The organism is Actinoplanes sp. CA-051413 (assembly GCF_050955795.1).
Classification (GTDB): domain Bacteria; phylum Actinomycetota; class Actinomycetes; order Mycobacteriales; family Micromonosporaceae; genus Actinoplanes.
Genome location: NZ_CP192100.1, coordinates 2,976,360 through 2,995,470, shown reverse-complemented (window position 1 = coordinate 2,995,470; position 19,111 = coordinate 2,976,360). Strand labels below are relative to the sequence as shown.

General features: G+C 70.9%; 14 protein-coding genes. 8 read left to right on the top strand and 6 right to left on the bottom strand.

What is annotated here, in order from left to right; translation table 11 throughout:
* Positions 1-72 precede the first annotated feature (72 nt).
* Complete coding sequence (locus ACQP2Y_RS14200; RefSeq protein ID WP_433728149.1) at positions 73-1,737, top strand: hypothetical protein; 1,665 nt, start codon at positions 73-75, stop codon at positions 1,735-1,737.
* A gap of 50 nt (positions 1,738-1,787) precedes the next feature.
* Here ACQP2Y_RS14200 and ACQP2Y_RS14195 read toward each other — a convergent pair whose 3' ends face one another.
* Together ACQP2Y_RS14195 and ACQP2Y_RS14190 are read right to left on the bottom strand one after the other, a co-directional pair.
* Positions 1,788-3,122 carry an AfsR/SARP family transcriptional regulator gene (locus ACQP2Y_RS14195; protein WP_433728147.1) on the bottom strand — a complete coding sequence of 445 codons (1,335 nt, stop codon included), beginning with the start codon at positions 3,120-3,122 and terminating at the stop codon, positions 1,788-1,790.
* A 101-nt stretch (positions 3,123-3,223) separates the two neighbouring features.
* A complete protein-coding gene (locus ACQP2Y_RS14190) occupies positions 3,224-4,312 on the bottom strand; it encodes a WD40/YVTN/BNR-like repeat-containing protein (protein ID WP_433728145.1) in 1,089 nt (362 codons plus the stop codon).
* A 240-nt stretch (positions 4,313-4,552) separates the two neighbouring features.
* Between ACQP2Y_RS14190 and ACQP2Y_RS14185 the strand changes: the two genes are divergently transcribed.
* Both ACQP2Y_RS14185 and ACQP2Y_RS14180 read left to right on the top strand, forming a co-directional pair.
* Positions 4,553-6,127 (top strand): FMN-binding glutamate synthase family protein, encoded by a 1,575-nt coding sequence (locus ACQP2Y_RS14185; RefSeq protein WP_433728143.1) that lies wholly within the window; start codon positions 4,553-4,555, stop codon positions 6,125-6,127.
* 63 nt (positions 6,128-6,190) lie between these two features.
* Positions 6,191-6,667, top strand: coding sequence for a hypothetical protein (locus tag ACQP2Y_RS14180; RefSeq protein ID WP_433728141.1), 477 nt, complete (start codon positions 6,191-6,193; stop codon positions 6,665-6,667).
* A 436-nt stretch (positions 6,668-7,103) separates the two neighbouring features.
* Here the strand turns inward: ACQP2Y_RS14180 and ACQP2Y_RS14175 are convergent, their stop codons facing one another.
* Positions 7,104-7,412: an STAS domain-containing protein gene (locus ACQP2Y_RS14175; RefSeq protein ID WP_433728139.1), complete on the bottom strand. Its 309-nt coding sequence runs from the start codon at positions 7,410-7,412 to the stop codon at positions 7,104-7,106.
* A gap of 152 nt (positions 7,413-7,564) precedes the next feature.
* On the opposite strand from ACQP2Y_RS14175, the gene ACQP2Y_RS14170 reads away from it, so the two are divergent.
* From ACQP2Y_RS14170 to ACQP2Y_RS14160, 3 genes are read left to right on the top strand one after another with little or no spacing between them, the layout of a single operon-like run.
* Positions 7,565-9,190, top strand: a complete 1,626-nt coding sequence (locus ACQP2Y_RS14170; RefSeq protein ID WP_433728137.1) for an alpha-amylase family glycosyl hydrolase — start codon at positions 7,565-7,567, stop codon at positions 9,188-9,190.
* Between the two features lie 11 nt (positions 9,191-9,201).
* Positions 9,202-9,594, top strand: coding sequence for an ester cyclase (locus tag ACQP2Y_RS14165; protein ID WP_433728135.1), 393 nt, complete (start codon positions 9,202-9,204; stop codon positions 9,592-9,594).
* 29 nt (positions 9,595-9,623) lie between these two features.
* Positions 9,624-11,282 (top strand): diguanylate cyclase domain-containing protein, encoded by a 1,659-nt coding sequence (locus ACQP2Y_RS14160; RefSeq protein ID WP_433728132.1) that lies wholly within the window; start codon positions 9,624-9,626, stop codon positions 11,280-11,282.
* Here the strand turns inward: ACQP2Y_RS14160 and ald are convergent.
* Positions 11,219-12,334, bottom strand: a complete 1,116-nt coding sequence (gene ald / locus ACQP2Y_RS14155) for an alanine dehydrogenase (protein ID WP_433728130.1) — start codon at positions 12,332-12,334, stop codon at positions 11,219-11,221. The genes ACQP2Y_RS14160 and ald overlap by 64 nt on opposite strands.
* Positions 12,335-12,578: 244 nt before the next feature.
* On the opposite strand from ald, the gene ACQP2Y_RS14150 reads away from it, so the two are divergent.
* Positions 12,579-13,892 carry a helix-turn-helix domain-containing protein gene (locus ACQP2Y_RS14150; RefSeq protein WP_433728128.1) on the top strand — a complete coding sequence of 438 codons (1,314 nt, stop codon included), beginning with the start codon at positions 12,579-12,581 and terminating at the stop codon, positions 13,890-13,892.
* Positions 13,889-15,193: a hypothetical protein gene (locus ACQP2Y_RS14145; RefSeq protein ID WP_433728126.1), complete on the top strand. Its 1,305-nt coding sequence runs from the start codon at positions 13,889-13,891 to the stop codon at positions 15,191-15,193. Before ACQP2Y_RS14150 ends, ACQP2Y_RS14145 begins: the two co-directional genes overlap by 4 nt.
* Before the next feature lie 10 nt (positions 15,194-15,203).
* Here ACQP2Y_RS14145 and ACQP2Y_RS14140 read toward each other — a convergent pair whose 3' ends face one another.
* Together ACQP2Y_RS14140 and ACQP2Y_RS14135 are read right to left on the bottom strand one after the other, a co-directional pair.
* The gene (locus tag ACQP2Y_RS14140) at positions 15,204-16,670 is read right to left on the bottom strand and encodes a M20/M25/M40 family metallo-hydrolase (protein ID WP_433728124.1); all 1,467 of its coding nucleotides are present in this window, start codon (positions 16,668-16,670) and stop codon (positions 15,204-15,206) included.
* Between the two features lie 73 nt (positions 16,671-16,743).
* On the bottom strand, positions 16,744-19,101 hold the full coding sequence (locus tag ACQP2Y_RS14135) for a M4 family metallopeptidase (RefSeq protein ID WP_433728122.1): 2,358 nt from the start codon (positions 19,099-19,101) through the stop codon (positions 16,744-16,746).
* Positions 19,102-19,111 lie beyond the last annotated feature (10 nt).

The following is a 19,111-nucleotide window of genomic DNA, read 5'->3' as shown; positions in this document are numbered from 1 at the left end:
TCTCCAGCGCCTCTCCAGTGCCGCCGCAACGGTGAAGGGAGCACTCCGCTTCCTACGGCACGGAGGTTTCCCATGACACCGTCGCACCGTCCCATCGCCTTGGCCGCGGCCCTGCTGCTGGCATCCACCGCCCTGGCCGCACCCGCCGGGGCCGCTCCACCGGGGACGCCCGCCGCAGCCGCGGCGGACACCAGCGTGGTGCTACGCCCCGACGGCGACATCGTGCGGCAATGGACCAGCGGCACCGCGGGCCCGGCGTGGTCCGCGCTCGACGACGCCGTCGTGCAACCGGCGTCCGTGTCCGCCGCCGACTACATCTATGCCGGCGGCACCGGCCGCCGTACCGAAGTCACGCTCGCGACCACATCTCTCACCGGCGGCACGGCGTCCGTCGCCGGCTGGTACTACGCCAACACCGGCGCCGGCACCCAGCTGCAGGTCGAGGTCGTGACGGCCGGCCGGACGCTGGTCGGCGCCACGATTCCCGCCGGCTCGGGCTTCACCTGGCGTTCGGTGAGCGCCACCGGGATCACCCAAGCCGATCTCAACGATCTCCGGCTGCGGTTCACCACCGCCGGTGGCGGCGACAGCAACGTGCGGGCCGCGTACGCCGCTGCGACAGTGACTCCAGGGCCGACATGCACCCCGGCCTGGGGCTCCTTCGGCCCCGGCGCCTGGCCACCGGCGTGCTGGCGGCCGTTCGAGGCGAGTAGCCCGTTCAACAACCCCATCCCGGCGAACCCGCGGCCCATCGGCGGCAGCACCCAGCGCTCCGACGCGATCAAGGGACGCATCCTCGGTGACATCTCCGCCCGCGACTACCCCGGACACATCAGCGCGGACCCGCGTGGTCTCGGCGGCGAACCCACCTACTACGCGCAGCCCGGCGACCCGACGTACGTGATCGACTGCCTGTCGTACGGCGGGAACTGCACCATCGACGGCATGAGCGTTCGCATCCCGGCCCAGGCCGCCCCGGAGGGCGGCTGGTCGGCGGCGGCCGGCGCGGACCGGCACCTCACCGTGGTGGATCAGAGCACCGGCTGGTCGTACGACATGTGGCAGGTCCGCGGTAGCGGCCTTCCCGCGCCGGGCGGCACCTTGCAGATCTCCTTCGGCGGCCGGTCCCGGGTCGTCGGCGAGTGCTCCCCCGGCGTGCCGGCGGACGGCACCAACTGCGAGCCCACCGGCGTCGGGCACGGCACGGCGGCGCACTTCGCCGGACTGGCCGGACGGGTACGCGCGGAAGAACTCCAGGCCGGCCGGATCAACCACGCGCTGAACATCGTGATCGACTGCGACAACGGCACCTTCGTCTACCCGGCCCGCGGCAAGGGCCAGACCTGCCCGAACACCGTGGACGCCCCGCCGATGGGCGCGCTGCTGCAGCTCGACATGACGTCGCAGCAGATCGACGCGCTGCCGGTGCAGCCGTGGAAGAAGGTGTTCCTGCGGGCCATGGCCGAGTACGGCATGTACTTCGGTGACACCGGGTCGCAGAACCTCTTCGCCATCGAGGCCGAGTCGGGCAACCAGTACACCGCCTTCGGCCGGCCCGACCCCTGGCTCGCCTACGGGCAGGCCAACTGGGAACCGTATACCGCCGACGGCGTGACCTCGTACGTGGCGAAGCTCTACAACCGTCCCGGCGACCCCGACCCCACCCTCGACTGGACCTCGGCGGTGTGGAGTCACCTGCGGGTGCTCGACCCGTGCGTGGCTCAGCGCACCTGCTGACGGCGTACCTGTTCCCGCCGGCGCCCGGATCGCGGCGCCGGCGGGAACGCTCAGTCGTTCAGCACGATGACGTGCAGCGGCAGCACCGATTGCCGGCTCTCGGGCATCCGGGCCACGGTGAGCAGCGCCCACCGACCGGCATGCGTCCGCAAGCACACCTCCGCACCGGCGGACAACCCGGCGAGCCGGACGTTGCCACCACCCTGGCGGGGCAGGCCACGGCAGACCTGTGGTGGGTCGCCCCGGTTGACCGCGTGCACGGCGTTGAAGGCGTTGGTGTTGGTCAGGTCGACGCCGGAAATCTGGTCGTGCGGAGCGGCCGGGCTGGTGCGGTACAGGTCGAGGTAGTCGTAGTCCGGCGAGCGCGGGTTGTTGGTGGCATGCCAGTCGCTCGGCTGCCCGGCGGGCACGTCCAGGTCGTAGCCGATACCGGGCCGCACAGCCACATCGAACTCCGAGAAAACCCCGCCCGCGGGCGGCGCCTTGCCGTCACCCCAGCTCAGTGCGACAGCAACCCCGATCAACAGTACGGCGGCAGCCGCGATCAGCCTCCACGGGCGCTCGCGCTCCGTCCGGGGAGGCGCATCGGAATGCGTCAGCGGCGATACAGAAGGGACGCCGCCGATCTCAAGATCCGGGTCCTGGCGCAGGACGCGCTGCTCCAGCCGCAGCAGTTCCGGCCCGGGTTCGACGCCCAGCTCCCCGACCAGCCGGGCCCGGGCAGCACGGTAGACGCCGAGCGCGTCAGCCTGCCGCCGGGACCGATAGAGCGCCAGCATGAGCTGCGCCACCAACTCCTCCCGCCACGGGTTGGCCAGCACCAGGCCCTCGAGCTCCCCCACCACGTCGGCATGCCGGCCGAGCGCAAGATCCGCGTCGATCCGCAGCTCGGTGGCGACCAGCCGGCAGTGCTCCAGCCGGGCCGCCTCCCGTGCCGCACTGTCGCCAGGCACATTCCCGTACGCCGGCCCACGCCACCATCCGAGAGCGGCGGACAGCAGATCCGCGGCCTTGTCGTACTCGTGCGCTTCAAGGGCCGCCCGGCCACCGCGCACCGCCTCCTCGAACCGGCGGCTGTCCACCTGTGCCGGCGGTAGATCAAGCAGGTACCCGCCCGGCACCGAGCGCAGCACGCGCGGCTTGTCGCCGGGGCTGCGATCAGGTTCGAGCAGACGGCGCAGCTGTGACACGTACGTCTGCAGGGTGTTCGCTGCGCTCACCGGCGGACCGCCGGGCCAGAGCTCCGCGCTCAGGGCCTCGGGAGTGACCAGCTGCCCACAGTGCACCACCAGGTACGCCAGCACGGCGCGCGCCTTCGCGGCGGGGACGACGATGTCCCGTCCTCCCTGCCGGACAGTCAGCGGTCCCAGTACCAGGAGTTCCACGTTTCCACCCTGCCACCGATAGCGGGAGGCCGATGCGACGCGTTGAATATCGGACAACCGGTATCCAGATGCCCTGTGGACACTGTCCTCGCCGCTGTGGCCTACGTCCGCCGTCGGTTCAGTGACAGACGGGCCGCGAGCCCGCCTCGGCCGACCGCCCAGCAGCCGGCGCCGGGGGCGCAGTCCACGCCGAGCAGGTACGCGTCGTCGAAGTGCCGCCAGTGGCGACCATCGTCGGTGCTGATGTCGCTCCCGCTCGGGCCTACCGCGATCGCGGTGCTGCGCTCCCCGGGTACCCAGGTGACCCCGTTGCGGAAGCCGGCCGGCGACCCGGCGGGCGACCAGGTGCGGCCGCCGTCCACCGTGACGGCCGCCTGGCCGGTGTCCGTGGCGAAGGGACCGCCGACAGCGATGCCGTGTCGCCGGTCCTGGAACGACAGCGACCGCACGCCCGCGTCATCCCCGCCGGACAGCGGCACGTTCGCAACCCTCCAGGTGTGACCGCCGTCCGTGGTCCGGAAGACTCGGTTGTCGATACCGGCCGGCGTAGTAGTACCGAACCAGGCGTAGCCCTGGCCCGATGCCTGAAGACACGTGCCTGTGGCTCGACCGAACTCCCCGTTGAGCGCCGGCGGCATCCCGGCGTCCGGCAGCACCCGCCACGACCGTCCACCATTGGTGGTCTCAGCGATGCGGAACTTACCGCCGACCGGGTCACTCATCGCCAAACCGCGCCGATGGTCGAAGAAGGCGAAGCAGTTGTAGAAAGCGGGCAGGGCATCGTCGAACACCACCCGCCAGCTCTCGCCGCCATCGACCGTACGGTAAATCTGCGTTGGCTCGGTCTCGCCGTCGCCCGTGGACAGCACCACGGCCTCGTCCCGACCGAACGCCATCACGTCGCGGAAGTTCTCCGTCGCGCCGCCCGGCGGGGTGACATCGCGCCACGACCTACCGCCATCGGTTGTGAGAACCACGCTACCGTCTGTAACCGGCGTGGTCTCGCCGCCACCGACGGCCCAGATCACCGACCGGCTGACCACATCGGCGATGACCAGCCGGTTGGTGGTCGCGGTCTGGGTGAACCGCCACGACGGCCCGCCGCCTGTGGGCCTGGAAGCGGCGGACGCTGGATCGGCGGCGACGCCAACCAGTGCTGCAATGACGGCAAGGGCCGTGACTGTGCGCATGTGTGCCCCCGAACCAGAGCCGGATACCCCGACCGTTCCGCCCTCAGCGGCTCGGCACAAGCCGGCTGCCGGAAGCCCGACAGCAGCGACAGGAAGCCATAGCAACTTGCTCACTTGCCGCAGTCCCCCGCCGGCACCGACGAGCCTCTTCTCGGACCTGAGGGGTGTAATCGGCCATGCCACTGAACGTCGGTTGACAACTGCTGTTTAGCAGTCCCGCTGGGGGCAACATGATGCGGCATGAAGGTGGGCATCGGCGCCGCGGCGGCCGCAGTGTCAGCGTTGGCGGCGGTCGCCGTCCGCGATCTCCTGCAGCGCGACCACGCCCTGCTGCGTAACTTCCCGGTCATCGGCCACGGCCGGTACCTCATCGAAGCCATCGGTCCCGAGCTGCGTCAGTACGTGGTGGCCGGCAACAACGAGGAGCGGCCGTTCACCCGCGACCAGCGGCGCTGGGTCTACGCGTCGGCGAAGAAGGAGAACAACTACTTCGGCTTCGGTACCGACAACGACATCGAGTACACGGCCGGGTATCCGATCATCAAGCACCGTACGTTCGGGCGGGCGGTGCCCCAGTCAGCGCCGGCGGCCGGGTACGAGGCGTCCGTACCGTGTGCCAAGGTCCTCGGGGCCGCGCGCGGCAGAGCGCGGGCCTTCCGGCCGTCCTCGGTCGTCAACATCTCCGGCATGAGCTACGGCTCGCTGTCCGGCAACGCGATCGAAGCGTTGAACAAGGGCGCGGCGCTGGCCGGCTGCCTGCAGAACACCGGGGAGGGCGGGCTGTCGCCGTACCACCGGCACGGCGGCGATCTGGTCTTCCAGATCGGCACCGCATACTTCGGCTGCCGTGACGAGCACGGCCGCTTCGACCTGCAGCGGCTCAAAGACCTGGTGGCCGGCGCCCCGGTGCGCGCCCTGGAGATCAAGCTCAGCCAGGGCGCCAAGCCCAGCCTCGGCGGCCTGCTGCCGGGCGCGAAGGTGTCGGCGAAGATCGCCGCCACCCGCGGCATCACGCAGGGCGTCGACTGCGTGAGCCCGTCACGGCACGCCGAGTTCTCCGACACCGACAGCCTGCTCGACTGGGTGGAGCTGCTCGCCGCGGAGACCGGCCTGCCGGTCGGCATCAAATCGGCGGTCGGCGACCTCGACTTCTGGGACGAGCTCACCTCACTGATGGCCACAACCGGGCGCGGCGTCGACTTCGTGACCATCGACGGCGGCGAGGGCGGCACCGGCGCAGCGCCGCTGATCTTCACCGACACGGTGTCACTGCCGTTCCAGGTCGGCTTCGCCCGGGTGTACGCCATGTTCGCCCAGCGTGGCCTGCACGAGCAGGTGGTCTTCATCGGCGCCGGCAAGCTCGGACTGCCCGACAACGCCGTGGTCGCGTTCGCACTCGGCTGCGACATCGTCAACGTGGCCCGCGAGGCCATGCTGGCGATCGGCTGCGTCCAGGCGCAGAAATGCCACACCGACACCTGCCCGACCGGCGTCGCCACCCAGAACCCCTGGCTCACCCGCGGACTGGATCCCACGCTCAAGAGCGTGCGCGCCGCCAACTACATCAAAACCCTGCGTCGCGACCTGCTCAAGGTCGCCGAAGCGTGCGGCGTCGAACATCCCGGCCTGATCGACACCGGGTCCGTGGAGATCCTCGACGGCCGCACCGCGGCCACCGGCCTGGACGAGGTGTACGGCTACCAGCCCGGCTGGGGCCTGCCGTCGGAGGCGGACCGGTCGACCATCACCGAGCTCATGCACGCCACCGAACCGCAGGGCGGCACCGCCCCGCCGTCACGCTCGGCGATGCCATGAGCCCCCGCCTGACCACGCCTGATCGCACGGCCCGACCCACCGAGTAGATGGAGAAATCTTCACATGAGAATCGTGAAATTGGCCGCCGGCTTTGCCGCGGGGTATGTGCTGGGCACGCGAGCCGGGCGAGAGAAGTACGAAAGGATCACCGCTGCCGTCCGTACAGTAAGCGCCCGTCCCGGCGGGCCGTCAGCCGAGCAGGACCCACAGGGCCTGTCTGAGCCTGATGCCGGCGCAGCCGTGCTGCCGGCCGACGAGACCACCATCGAACGCTCAACCCCGGCCGTCACCAGTGACAAGCCCCGCCGACCGCGGAACCGACGCCCCAAGGCTGCCGCCACCACCGCGGCTACCAGTACGACCGACGACTCGCCGGCCATGAGCACCGCGAACCTGGACCTTGACGCCGTACCGATGGAGGCGGCCGAGGCTGACGTCATCGAACAGCACATGCCCGTGGTCGACCGTAGCGACGAGCCCATTTCCACACCGCTGGAAAGCGACGCCACCGACGCGCACGAGCAACGTCGCTCCCTGTAACCGCGATCCGGGCACGTTGACTACGACGGCCGGCGCGGCTCCCACGCGCCGGCCGTCGACCACGTCAGGAACGAGATCGAGCGACATCAGCGCCTCGCGCAAGCCCGCTACTCTCGCTCTGACCGCACCCGACCGATCGGAGCGTGCGCCGCGATGAGCGCCATCGAGGACCCCGGCCCGAGCAGCGAGCCTGCTGGTCCGGAACGAACAAGCGACGACCTGGAACACTGGCTGTCGGATCTGCGGACCGAGGTGTCCGCTGCCCCGCATGAATGGATCAACAAGGATTCCGCCGGCGGGCAGCCCACCGACCAAGCGGTTGAGCGCAGACCGCTGACCCCTGGAGAGCGCGGTACGGACGCTTCCAAGCCAGGCAGCGGTGGGCGCCACCGTGCCGCGGATTAGGCCGATCAGCCGGATCGACGGGTCGACGAGCTCATGGCTGGGTCAGCGTCTCCAGCAGACCGGTGATCTGCAGAACCTGACGGACGCCGGGTTGCGGGCTGGTCAGCCGGAATGAGACTCCTTGCCGGCCGGCGAGGAAGTAGCTCCGGTCGAATGCTGCGAGGCCCGACGAGTCGCAGAAAGTCACCTCGGCGATGTCCACTGTCACCTGGGCTGTGCCGTCCGCGGTGATGGCATCGATCATGGCCTTTTCGAGGTCTCCGACGGTAGCCATGTCGACCTCTCCGGCAACACTCAGCCGGACCACACCATTGCTGGTGCCGGTGGCACTCACGATCATGGCCGGTCGGCGTCCTTCCTGTCGGTGGGCCCGTGCTCCGTCAATGTAGCCGCAGTTCAGGCGGTCGGCGGTGATGACTTCAGACGCATCCGGTAAGGCATCCTAGGATCCTGCTCCGAAGCCACTGCCACAGATCTTTTAGCATGGCGGTCATGGGCCGAGACTGGTTTGCCGACGCCGTCCTGTACGAGATCTATCCGCAATCGTTCTCCGACTCGGACGGGGACGGCGTCGGAGATCTTCGGGGCGTGATCTCGCGCCTCGACCATATCGCCTCGCTCGGCGTGAACGTGATCTGGTTCAACCCGTGTTTCGCGTCGCCGTTCGTGGACGCGGGATACGACGTCTCCGACTATTACTCGATCGCTCCGCGCTACGGAACCAACGAGGACATGGTCGAGCTGGTGGCCGCGGCGAAGGAACGCGGTATCCGGGTCATGCTCGACCTGGTGGCCGGGCACACCTCGATCGAGCACGCGTGGTTTCAGCGGGAGCTGGCCGCCGACGGACCGGACCCGGACGGTGACCGTTATCTCTGGTGCGAGGACCTGCCGGACCGAGCATGGGATCTGGATATTCCGGGCACACCGGCGTGGGTACCGTCGCCGGGCCGCCGCAAGGGCTACTACCTCAAGAACTTCTACGACGAGCAGCCCGCGCTCAACTTCGGGTGGGTGCGACGGCCCGGAGACCCGTCATGGCGGGACCCGATCGACGCGCCCGGCCCGCGCCGCAACCGGCAGGCACTCAAGGACATCATCGCCTTCTGGCTCGACCGGGGTGTCGCCGGTTTCCGGGTGGACATGGCGTTCTCGCTGGTCAAAGACGAGCAGGTGGCCGACGGCCTGGCTGAGACGGTGGCCCTGTGGCGCGAGCTCCGCGAGTGGCTGAATGCCGAGTACCCGGACGCCGTTCTGATACCTGAGGGCACGGAGCCCCGCACGGGCGAACCGGCCGCCTTCGACGCCGACTTCTTCCTTGTCATCCAGGACGAACACGGCAGCCTCTTCGACAACCACTACGCGGGCCTGCTGCCGTTCCACGAACCACGCGAACCGTTCTTCGACGCCGCGGGCAGAGGCAGCACCCGTGTCTTCCTCGACGCCTGGGACGCAGCCCGCGCCGGGGATCCGGATCGGCTGGTCGTGATGTCGACCGCCGATCACGACTACGACCGGCTCTGCTGCGGCCCGCGGACCGCCGAGCAGCTCGGCGCCGCGCTGACCTTCCTGTTCACCTGGGGAAACGTGCCGTGCCTGTACTACGGCGACGAGATCGGTATGCGGTACCTGCCCGGCCTGCCGAACGTGGAGGGATCGGTGTGCAACCCGGCGTACAACCGGGCCGGCTGCCGTACCCCGATGCAGTGGGACGCCGGACCCAACGCCGGCTTCTCCACGGCCGAGACGTCCCGGCTCTATCTGCCCGTCGACCCGGCACCGGACCGGCCCACGGTGGCCGCACAGGACACGGACCCGTCATCGACGCTCAACCTTGTCCGTGACCTCATCGCCCTGCGGCAGGCCACGCCCGCGCTCAGGACCCGGGCGACCACGCGTCTGATTCACGATGGCTACCCGTTCGCGTACGTGCGCGGCGAGTCCCACCTGGTCGTCGTCAATCCCCGTCGGGAAGCGGCGACGCTGGCCGCCACCGAGGCGGTCGGCGCCACTGCGCTGCTGGCGTCCGGAATCACGGCCACCTCCGACGGTTTCACCGTGGCCGGTTTCGGCTATGGGATCTTCACCTACCGGACCGCCGCTCCGGCGGCAGCCTGAAGGAGTCTCCGATGGGCAACACTGACCTGCGCAAGGTCTATCGCGACTATCTCGAGGCAGTCAACGCCCGCGAGTTGCACCGCATGGCCGAGTTCGCTCACGACACCATCGTCTTCAACGGCGAACCCGTCTCCCGCGACGACTACGTCGCCGCGTTGCAGCAGGCCATGGACTCGGTGCAGAACCTCGTCTACCACCTCGAGGACCTGATCATCGAGGGTGACCGGGTGGCGGCCCGGCTGACCGACACCGGCACCCCCGTGAAGGAGTGGCTCGGACTCCAGCCCACCGGTCGCGACGTCACCTTCACCGAGAACGCCTTCTACCACTTCCGCGACGGCCGCTTCGAGCGCATGTGGTACCTCCTCGACGCCCAGTCCATCGCAAAGCAACTGGCAGCCTGAATACCACCGAGAAGGGTCTCCCAGGCGCTGTGGCTCAAGTCGGCCGGGCCATTGCCGATCGGGTCGGCATGCTGGACAACGCCGAAGTCATGCGCCTGGTGGCGGCGGCTCACGAGGGTGACCCGGACGAGGTGCGCCGGGGCGTCGAAGCGCGGATGGCCGAGCTGACCGGCTGCCTCGAGGACGGGCCGGCCGGGCTGCACTACGTCCGTGCCGCGGCGTTGCGGGCAGCGGGGGCTCATCGGGATGCGCTCGCGGCGTGCACCCTCATGGTGGCGGCGGCCGAGCGCGAGGGCAGCCCTGGCTGGCGGGCGAACGCTCTGGCGATGCGGGCCATGCTGCGCATCGTGCTCGGCGACAGCGATCCGGGCGAGCACGACGTCGATGCGGTGTTGCGTGATCTGGCCGATGCCGAGGCCGAGACCGAGGCCGCCGAACCCGGCGATCCGCAGGTCGCCTCCAGTGCGCACAATTTGATCGCGATCGGCTACTTCACGCTGCGGCTGTACGAGCTGGCTGACCCCCACTACACCACCGCCTACGAGATGGCGGCGCGGCTCGAACCGGCCGGACCCGTGCCGGTGACCGTTCAGCTCAACCTCGCCGAGCTGCACCTCGCCTGGGCCCTGGAGTTGTACCGGGTCGGCCAGCCCGAGGAGGCCGAGAAGCACAGCATGATCGCCGGGTCGCACGGGCAGCTCGCCTTGCAGCTCGCGCCGGCCGACAGCTCCTACTGGCGAAACGTGGCCGGTATGTACGTCGGTTGCGCCCGCGCGGACGGCGACGACCCCGCCGGCGCGGCGGAACAGATCCGGGTGCACGCCGAGCCGCTCCGGAGCGGGCAGTACCTCGACTGGTGGCGGTTCAGCGTGCCCTTCCTGGCCGTCGCCCTGGCCCGCAGCGGACGCCGCGACGAGGCTCTCGCGCTGGTGGAACAGGTCGTTGCCGAGCTGCCGGCGGACATCGAGTGGTACAACGTGGCGGCGCTGACCCACACCCACGCGATCCTGCTGAGCTCCACCGGCACAGCGGAGCTGCGAGCGACGCTGCGCTACGGCGACTGCCTCGCCGCCGCGCTGTGGCGCCAGCGGCTCCAGACCCTGCACGCCGTCCGGACACTGCGCTCGTTGCAGCAATTGCGGGTGGAACACGCGCACATCTCCCGCTCGGCCGACACCGACGCGCTGACCGGCGTACCCAACCGGCGAGCGTTCGATCGCGAACTCCTCCGCCGGGCCGGCGGCGGGCCCGGCACCGAGTGCACGGCGGTCCTGATCATCGATCTGGACAAGTTCAAACCGCTCAACGATCGGCAAGGCCACGCCGCGGGCGATCGCGCGCTGAAGGCGATCGCGACCGCGCTCACCGCCGAGACCCGGGCCGGCGACATGCTGGCCCGCATCGGCGGCGACGAGTTCTGCGTGCTGCTCACCGCCGTCGACGTCGAGGGCGCAGCCCGGATCGCCGAACGCATGGTCCGCTGCGTCCGCGAGCTCGACTTGACCGTCACCGTCAGTATCGGCGTTGCGGCGGGGACGGCCGAGGCCGTGAGCGACACTCTCGCTCGCGCCGACCACGCCATGTATGCGGCCAAGGCCGCCGGCGGCGACCAGAGTCATTACGGTCAGGTGAGCACCTCGGTCAGGGAGAGTGCCTGCATGCCGTGGGCTTCGGCGACCGGGCCGTAGGTGACGTGCCCGGCGTGGGTGTTCAAACCCAGGGCCAGTGCCGGGTCGGACTTGACCGCGTCGCGCCAGCCGCGGTTGGCCAGCTCCAACGCGTACGGCAGGGTGACGTTGGTCAACGCATACGTGCTGGTGTGCGGGACCGCGCCGGGCATGTTGGCCACGCAGTAGAACATCGACTCGTGCACCCGGTAGACCGGATCGGCGTGCGTGGTCGGCCGCGAGTCCTCGAAACAACCGCCCTGGTCGATGGCGATATCGACCAGCACACTGCCCGGCTTCATCCGCGACACCAGCTCATTGGAGATCAGGTTCGGCGCCTTCGCGCCCGGGACCAGGACCGCGCCGATCACCAGGTCGGCGTCGATGACGGCCTTCTCGATCTCGTAGGCGTTCGACGCGATCGTCTGCAGGTGACCGCGGTAGTCGGCATCAGCCGCCCGCAGCCGGGCGATGTTCTTGTCCAGCACCAGCACCTCGGCCTGCATACCCAACGCGATCGCGGCGGCGTTCATCCCGGACACGCCGGCGCCGATGACCACGACCTTGGCCGCGTACACGCCCGGGACGCCGCCCATCAGCACGCCGCGGCCGCCGCCGGAGCGCATCAGATGGTAGGAGCCGACCTGTGGGGCCAGCCGGCCGGCGACCTCCGACATCGGGGCCAGCAGCGGCAACGAGCGGTCGGGCAGCTCGACGGTCTCGTACGCGATCCCGATGACCTTGCGGTCCAGGAGTGCGTCGGTGCACTCCTTGGACGCCGCCAGGTGCAGATACGTGAACAGGACCTGACCCTCACGCATCCGGCCGTACTCCTCAGCGATCGGCTCCTTGACCTTCAAAATCAGATCACCGGTAGCCCACACCTCATCCGGCCCGGCCAGGATCGTCGCCCCGGCCGCGACGTAGTCGGCGTCGGTGATCGACGAACCGGCACCCGCACCGGCCTGCACAAACACCTCATGGCCGGCCCGGTCCAGCTCGAAAACCCCCGCAGGGGTGATCGCCACCCGGAACTCGTTGTTCTTGACTTCGCTCGGAATGCCGACCTTCATGAGTCGACACCGTCCTTTCCGGGGAGAGGTTCGGCCGGGGTGAACAGGATTTCGCCGGTGGCCGGATGCCGGCAGAAGACGTCCGCACCGCCGGGGACGCTCGTCCCGGCTTCTCCGTTCTTGCCCGCGTCGTGACCCATGTCCACCTCTCGTCACAGCGCAGTTAACTATAGTTGTCGCGAGCGTAGCAAGACGTCGACGGGTGCCGTGATCCGCGGGCATTAGGGTGGACCGGGGAGGTGGCGTGACGACGAAGCCGCTCAAAGCCCGGGAGACCCGCGAGCACGGCGCGGTGGGCCCGCGCATCCGTCGCCTGCGCAACGCCAACGGCTTGACGCAACAAGAGCTTGCCCAGCCCCACTACAGCCGGGCCCTGCTCGCGGCGGTGGAGGCCGGCACCCGCAATCCCAGCGAATCGATGCTCACCCATGTGGCCCAGCGCTTGGGGGTGGACCCGGACGACCTGCGGTACGGTCGGCCGCCCGGAACGGCCGCGGCACTGACCGAATCGCTGCGGCAGGCACGCCGCCTGCTGTCCGAAGGCAAGATCGGCTACGCCGAGGACGAGTTCCGCCGGGTACGCGCGGACGCGTCCCGGTACGCCCTCACCGAGCCGGCCACCTGGGCCGGCTACTGGCTGGGTGAAGCCCGCCTGCAGAGCGGCGACCTGCCCGGGGCGGAGGAGCAGTTCGACCGCGTACGCGAGGATCCGCCCTCGACGCCTCGCACAGCCGCGGTGGCCCGGTGGGCGTACTGCCGCTTCGCCCGCGGCGATCTGTCCACCGCACTGGCCGTCCTGCAGGAGGAGTTGCGGGCACCGGTCGAGCCGGCCACCCAGGCCGACGGACGGTTACGCCTGTCGGCGTCTCTGCTCTACATCTTCGTGGAGCTGGACTGGCGCGAACGGGCCCGCCAGCTGGAGGCCGACGCGCAGGCCCTGCTGCCCCTGATCACCATCCCTGAGTGGCTGGCGCACTTCTACACGACGGCCGGCCAGCTGCGCCGCAGCCCGGCGGAGCTGCCCGAGGCGGAACGGATGTTCGCCGAGGCCCAGCGGATCTACCGCGAGCTGGGGCTGACTCGCGAGGTCGGGCTGTGCCACTGGGCGTACGGGTACGTGCTGCGCCGGGTGGGCAGGCCGGCGGCCGCGGCCCAGGAACTCGCCGCCGCGGCCGAGATCCTGCTCGCGGTCGGGGCGACGCAGGACCACGCCGGGGCGACGCTGGAGCTGGCGGAGGTGCGCCGCCGGCAGGGCGATCTGGACGAGGCGGCCCGGCTGGCGACCGAGGCCGGGCGGGTCTCCGGCGAGCTCCACCACGCCGAGTGCACGGCCGAGGCCGACCGGCTGCTGGGCCTGGTCGCGGTGGGCCGGGGCGACCGCACCGAGGGCGAACGGCTGCTGAGCCGGGCCGCCGACCGCTACGAGCAGGTGGGTCTGATGGCGGAGCTGGTCCGTACCTGCCGGATGCTCGGCGACGTCCTGCTGGACGCGGGCCGTGACGCCGACGCGGCGATGGTCCTGCGCCGGGGCCTGCACGCGGCGGAGAAGATCCGGTGAGCGGCCACGACGAGTCCATGTCCGGTGACGCCGCGGCCGTGGGCCGGCGCATCCAGCAGCTGCGGACGGCGCGCGGGCTCACCCAGCGGGAGCTGGCCGCGCCGCGCTACACCGGCGCGTATGTCTCGTCCGTCGAGGCGGGCCGGCGGATGCCCTCCACGGACGCCCTGGCCCACTTCGCCGAACGCCTGGGCACCGGCCGGCAGGAGCTGCTCACCGGCCGGGCGCTGGACCACGACGTCCGCATCGATCTCGAGCTCGCGCTGGCCGCGGCCGGGACGGATCCCGGCGCGGCCGAGGCGGCATACCTGCGCCTGTCCGCCGAGACCAGCCTGGCCGGCGACGCAATACGCGAAGCGCAGTGCCACCTCGGGCTCGGACAGCTGGCCCTGCAGCGCGGGGAGCCGGCGCGGGCCGTCCGGGAGTTCGACGAGGCGGCACGACTGTCGGCCGGGGCGCCGGCGCACCTTCGGGTGGACGCGGTGATCGGGCACGCCGAATGCCTGCGCCGGCAGGGCGATCCCCGGTACGGCGCGTACCTGTTGCGGCAGGCCCTGGCCGAGCTGACCGAGGCCGGGCTGCCCGATCCCCACGCGCTGCTGGCCTTGCACGCGCATCTGGCGCTGTGCCATCGCGACCTCGACGACGACGCGGAAGCGGCGAACGCGGCCACGGCGGCGCTGGCGCTGGCCGGCCCACGGGACGCGGGCGCGATCGCCGACCTGCACCTGACGGTGTGCCGGACGCTGCTGGCCCGCGGTGACACGAGGGCCGCCGAGGCAGCGTTGCTCCAGGCTCGACAGGCACGCCGGCAGGCCGCGCTGGCGGTGCAGCTGGCCGGCTGCCGGCTCATCCGCGGTCAGCATCGCCGCACGAGCGGGGATCTGGCCGCCGCCCTGCGCGACCTGGCCGACGCCCACGCCAGCTTCGTCGCCGCCGGCCGGACCGTCCTGGTGAGCGACAGCGCCGTGGAGCTCGCCGAGGTGTACCGCGCGCTCGGCCGCCGCGAGGACGCCCGCCTGCTGCTCACCGATCTGTCGCCGAACGCACAGTCCGGCGCCCGGCCACCGGCCGCCGAACGGGTCCTGGCCGCGCTCGCCACGGACGACGGTGAGCTGCCGGCCGCCGAACGCCACCTTCGGGACGCGGCCGACAGCTACCGCCGTACCGGTCCACGACGGCACCTCGCCGCCGTCATCCTGTCGCTCGCTGACAATCTCGAGGCGCAGGGCCGGGCGGCGGAGGCCGTCGTCCTGTTGCAGCAAGGTCTGGCCGATGTGGAGCAGCTGTCCGGCAGCTGAGCCGGTCCGGTCAGCAAGCGCCGGCGTCGCTCCAGACCGCCCAGGAACCCGGGACGCCCGGTTCGGCGCCGGTGGAGTACCACGTCGAGTTCCACAGGCGGCCGAGGTGCGAGGCCTTGTCGCCCGGTGCGTACGCCTGCGACGCAGTCCAAGCGCTCACTCCTTGGCACCCGGCCGGCGGGCCGGTCGATACGGTCAGTGTGACCTTGGTGGTCCGGGTGGCCGAGGCGCCGGTGCCGGTGACGGTCAGCGGATAGGTCCCGGCCGTCGCCGAGGCGGACACCGATACGGACAGCGTCGCCGAGCCGCCGGAGGTCACCGATGACGGACTGACCGCCGCGCTCACCCCGGCCGGCGCACCGGAAACCGCCAACCGCACCGGCTGAGCAGTGCCCGAGGTCGTCACGGTCGACACCGCGGCCGTGGCCGAGCCGCCCGGCGCGACCACCGCCGAGGAAGGCGACACCGACAGCGAGAAGCTGTCCTCGGTCGGCGGGCTGTCGCCGACCGCGTGACTCCACACCGCGGTGGCCATGGCGTTCACCGCACGGCCGAGCGGCACGTCGGCGATGTTGGCGGTGGTGTCGCACGAGCTGTGGTAGCACGGGTCGTACGCCGCATTGGCGCTGCCGCCCCACTTCTGCGCCTGGGCGGCCGTCTTGCGTGCGCTGGCGCCCGCGGCCACTCCGCTGCTGGCGATACCGGCGTTGCGGAACGACGCGTCGTCGGAGCGGTTGACCCCCTCGACGTTCTCCTCGGTGGCCACCCCGATCCGGTCGTAGTAGCTCTTCAGCGACGCGGCCAGCGGCGTGTTGATGTTGTTGATGAAGTAGCCGGCGTTCCGCGAGGCGATCATGTCGAAGTTCAGGTAGCCCTTGATGCTCGTGCGCTCGGCGGCCGAAAGCCGGCTGACGTAGTAGTTCGAGCCGCGCAGGCCCTGCTCCTCGTCGGCCCACCAGGCGAAGCGGACCCGCCGCGTCATGGTGGGGTTCTGCTGCGCGAGGGCGAGCGCGACCTGCAGCACACCGGCCGAGCCGGAGCCGTTGTCGTTGCTGCCCGGCCCGGCCCGGACGCTGTCGAGGTGGGACCCGAGCATGAGGACCTGCTGGGCGTCGCCGCCGGGCCACTCGGCGATCAGGTTCGCCGACTGGGCCGTGCAACTGGTGCAGGGCTGCCGGATCACGGTGTAGCCGGCCGCGCGCAGCTTCTGCTCGACGTAGCTCACTGAGGCGGTGTAGCCGCTGCTGCCCGCGTACCGGTTGCCGCCGTTGCCGGCGGCGATGGACTGCAACTGTGACAGGTGCGCCTTGACGTCGGTGACGGTGATCTCGGGCGCGGCGAGGCCGGCGGCCGGGGCGGCCGGCCCGGCCGCGCGGGTGGTCCGGACGGTGGTGGCCGACGCGGAGGTGGCCACGATGACGGGTACGGCGAGAGCCACCGCGGCCACGACCGCGGTGAGGGACCTTCGGTGTCGCACATTGTCTCCTCAGGCGATGACGGGCGGAGCGGGCCCTGAGGTGGCTCGGAGCCCGCTCCGTCGTACACATCAATCAGCAGGCGCCGGCGTCACTCCAGACCGCCCACGACCCGGGCGCGCCGGGCTCGGCGCCGGTGGAGTACCACGTGGAGTTCCACAGGTGACCGTTGTGGGAGACCTTGTCCCCGGGCAGGTATCCCTGGCCGGCATTCCAGGCCGCCGCGCCACCGCATCCCTGCGGCGGAGTGCCGCCGGAGACCGTGAGGGTGTACGCCGCCGTGTGCGTGCCGCCCGTGCCGGTGCCGGTGACCGTCAGCGGGTAGGTGCCCGCGGTGGCGGTCGAAGAGACCGAGACGGTCAAGGTGGCAGAGCCGCCGGAGGTGACCGATGAGGGACTCACCGATGCGGTGACGCCGGTGGGCGCACCGGTCACTGCGAGGTTCACCGGTTGGGCGTTGCCGGAGGTGGTGGCCGTGGCGACCGCGGCCGTGACCGAGTTTCCGGGCGCCACCGTGCCGGCCTGCGGGGACACCGACACCGAGAAGTCGTCGCCGGTGGGCGGCTGGCCGGTGGTGACGGTGAGCGTGTAGGTCGCGGTGTGGTTGCCGGAGGCGGCCGATCCGGTGACCGTGACGGCCTTGCTGCCGACGGCGGCGGTTGCGATGGCCCGCAGGGTCAGCGTCGACGGCTGGCCGGCCGTGACGGTCGCCGGGCTGAAGGTCGCGGTGACCCCGGACGGCAGGCCGGACGCGCTGAGCGTGACGGGTTGGGCGTTGCCGCTGCTGACCTGGGTCGCCACGGTGGTGGTCACCGTGCCTCCCTGTCGCAGGCTGCCCGACGACGGGCTCACGGACAGTGAGAAGTCGTTCGACGGGCCCGGGGTGCCGCAGGCGGGCTCGCCGGACTGGGTGCCGATGCTGACCGCGCTCCACGCCGCCTTGGTGCTGACGCACTCCTGGGAGTTGGCGCCGAACAGGTTGACGGCGGACCGCACGCTCGCGCCGCGGTACTTCGGGGCGTTCCAGCCGGAGGTCTTCATGCTCATCGCGGCCATGAAGATCTGGCCGGCCTTCTGGATCCCGATGCCCGGCACGGTGCTGCCGTCACAGGTCGGGCTGGCCGGGTTGCCGTTGGCCGGCCGGCTGCCCTCGGCCAGCAGGTAGAACCAGTGGTTGGTGGGGCCGGCCGCCGCGTGCACCTCGGTGCCCGGGATGGCCGACGAGTAGCAGCTCGGGTCGCCGTTGGTCGCCGGGTTGTGCATGTACCGGATGGGACCGTTGCCGACGAGGTTGATCTTCTCGCCGACGGTGTAGTCCGCCGGGTCGCCGGCGTTGTTGGCGTAGGCCTCGGTCAGGGCGCCGAAGATGTCACCGGTGGCCTCGCCGAGTCCGGCCTCGCTCGCGGTGCCCGCCCCGGTGAACTGGTCGATCGCGTGGCCCATCTCGTGGCCGACCACGTCCATGCTGACGGCCTGGGCGGAGTTGGCCCGGTTGTGACCGAAGGTGCCGGACCGGCCGTCCCAGTACGCGTTCACGTCGTTCAGGCCCACGTACAGCGGGAAGCCGCGGCCGTTGCCGTCGATGCCGCGCCGGCCCAGCCACGACTGCAGCATGGTCCATTCCTGCTGGACGGCGTAGTACGCGTCGACGCAGGCCGTCTGCAGGTCGGTTCCGGTGCCGGTGCCGCCGTTGCGGTAGGTCTGCTTGGTGCTGTTGTTGGCGCAGGACAGGCCCGCGCGCTGGGGATCCTGGAGCAGGCCGCCGTTGGTGTCGATCTGGACGGAGCCGTTGAGATAGCCACGGGCGGCCTCGGACACCACGTCGTCCTTGGTGGACAGGACTTTGCCGGTCAGCGCGTCGACCCACACGTGCAGGCTGCTCGGCGCGTTGTCGCGGGTGCCCAGGAGCTGGCTCTCGTACGCCAGTCGCGGCCGGGCGCTCAGCGCGTACACCACGAGCTGCGGGGCCGAGGCGCTGGACACGGAGTCCAGCTGGGCCCGGGCGGTGGCGCCGGCCTTGGCCGCGGACAGCTTCGGCTGCAGCGATGTCAGGCTGACGCGGCCGTGCGCGGCGGCCAGGGTGTCGCGTACGCGGCCGGACGAGTCGACCACGACGGTCGCGTCGCCGCCGACCACCGGCACACCGCGGTAGGTGCGGTCGTAGGTGATGTACTGCAGGCCGCGCAGGCCGCTGACCGCGCTACGCCGCAGGAACGCGTCGTTCGGGCCCTTGGCGAGGTCGTCGAAGCCGCTCGCGGCGGCCCGGTCGGCGGCGGCCAGGGCGGTGGTCGAAGGGGCACCGGCCGCGGTGGTCGCCGGGGTCGGCGTCCGCGGTCGGTCGGCTGCGTCGGCGCTCGTGTGGAGGCCGGACGCGATCATGGCGGCGCCGGTGGTGATGACCACCAGCCCCGTCAGTACGGATTTCCTTCTCACCGAATCTCCT

Coding starts and splice junctions, on each gene's coding strand:
- ACQP2Y_RS14200 (WP_433728149.1), top strand. CDS start 73: ATGACACCGTCGCACCGTCCCATCGCCTTGGCCGCGGCCCTGCTGCTG.
- ACQP2Y_RS14190 (WP_433728145.1), bottom strand. CDS start 4,312: ATGCGCACAGTCACGGCCCTTGCCGTCATTGCAGCACTGGTTGGCGTC.
- ACQP2Y_RS14185 (WP_433728143.1), top strand. CDS start 4,553: ATGAAGGTGGGCATCGGCGCCGCGGCGGCCGCAGTGTCAGCGTTGGCG.
- ACQP2Y_RS14180 (WP_433728141.1), top strand. CDS start 6,191: ATGAGAATCGTGAAATTGGCCGCCGGCTTTGCCGCGGGGTATGTGCTG.
- ACQP2Y_RS14175 (WP_433728139.1), bottom strand. CDS start 7,412: ATGATCGTGAGTGCCACCGGCACCAGCAATGGTGTGGTCCGGCTGAGT.
- ACQP2Y_RS14170 (WP_433728137.1), top strand. CDS start 7,565: ATGGGCCGAGACTGGTTTGCCGACGCCGTCCTGTACGAGATCTATCCG.
- ACQP2Y_RS14165 (WP_433728135.1), top strand. CDS start 9,202: ATGGGCAACACTGACCTGCGCAAGGTCTATCGCGACTATCTCGAGGCA.
- ald (WP_433728130.1), bottom strand. CDS start 12,334: ATGAAGGTCGGCATTCCGAGCGAAGTCAAGAACAACGAGTTCCGGGTG.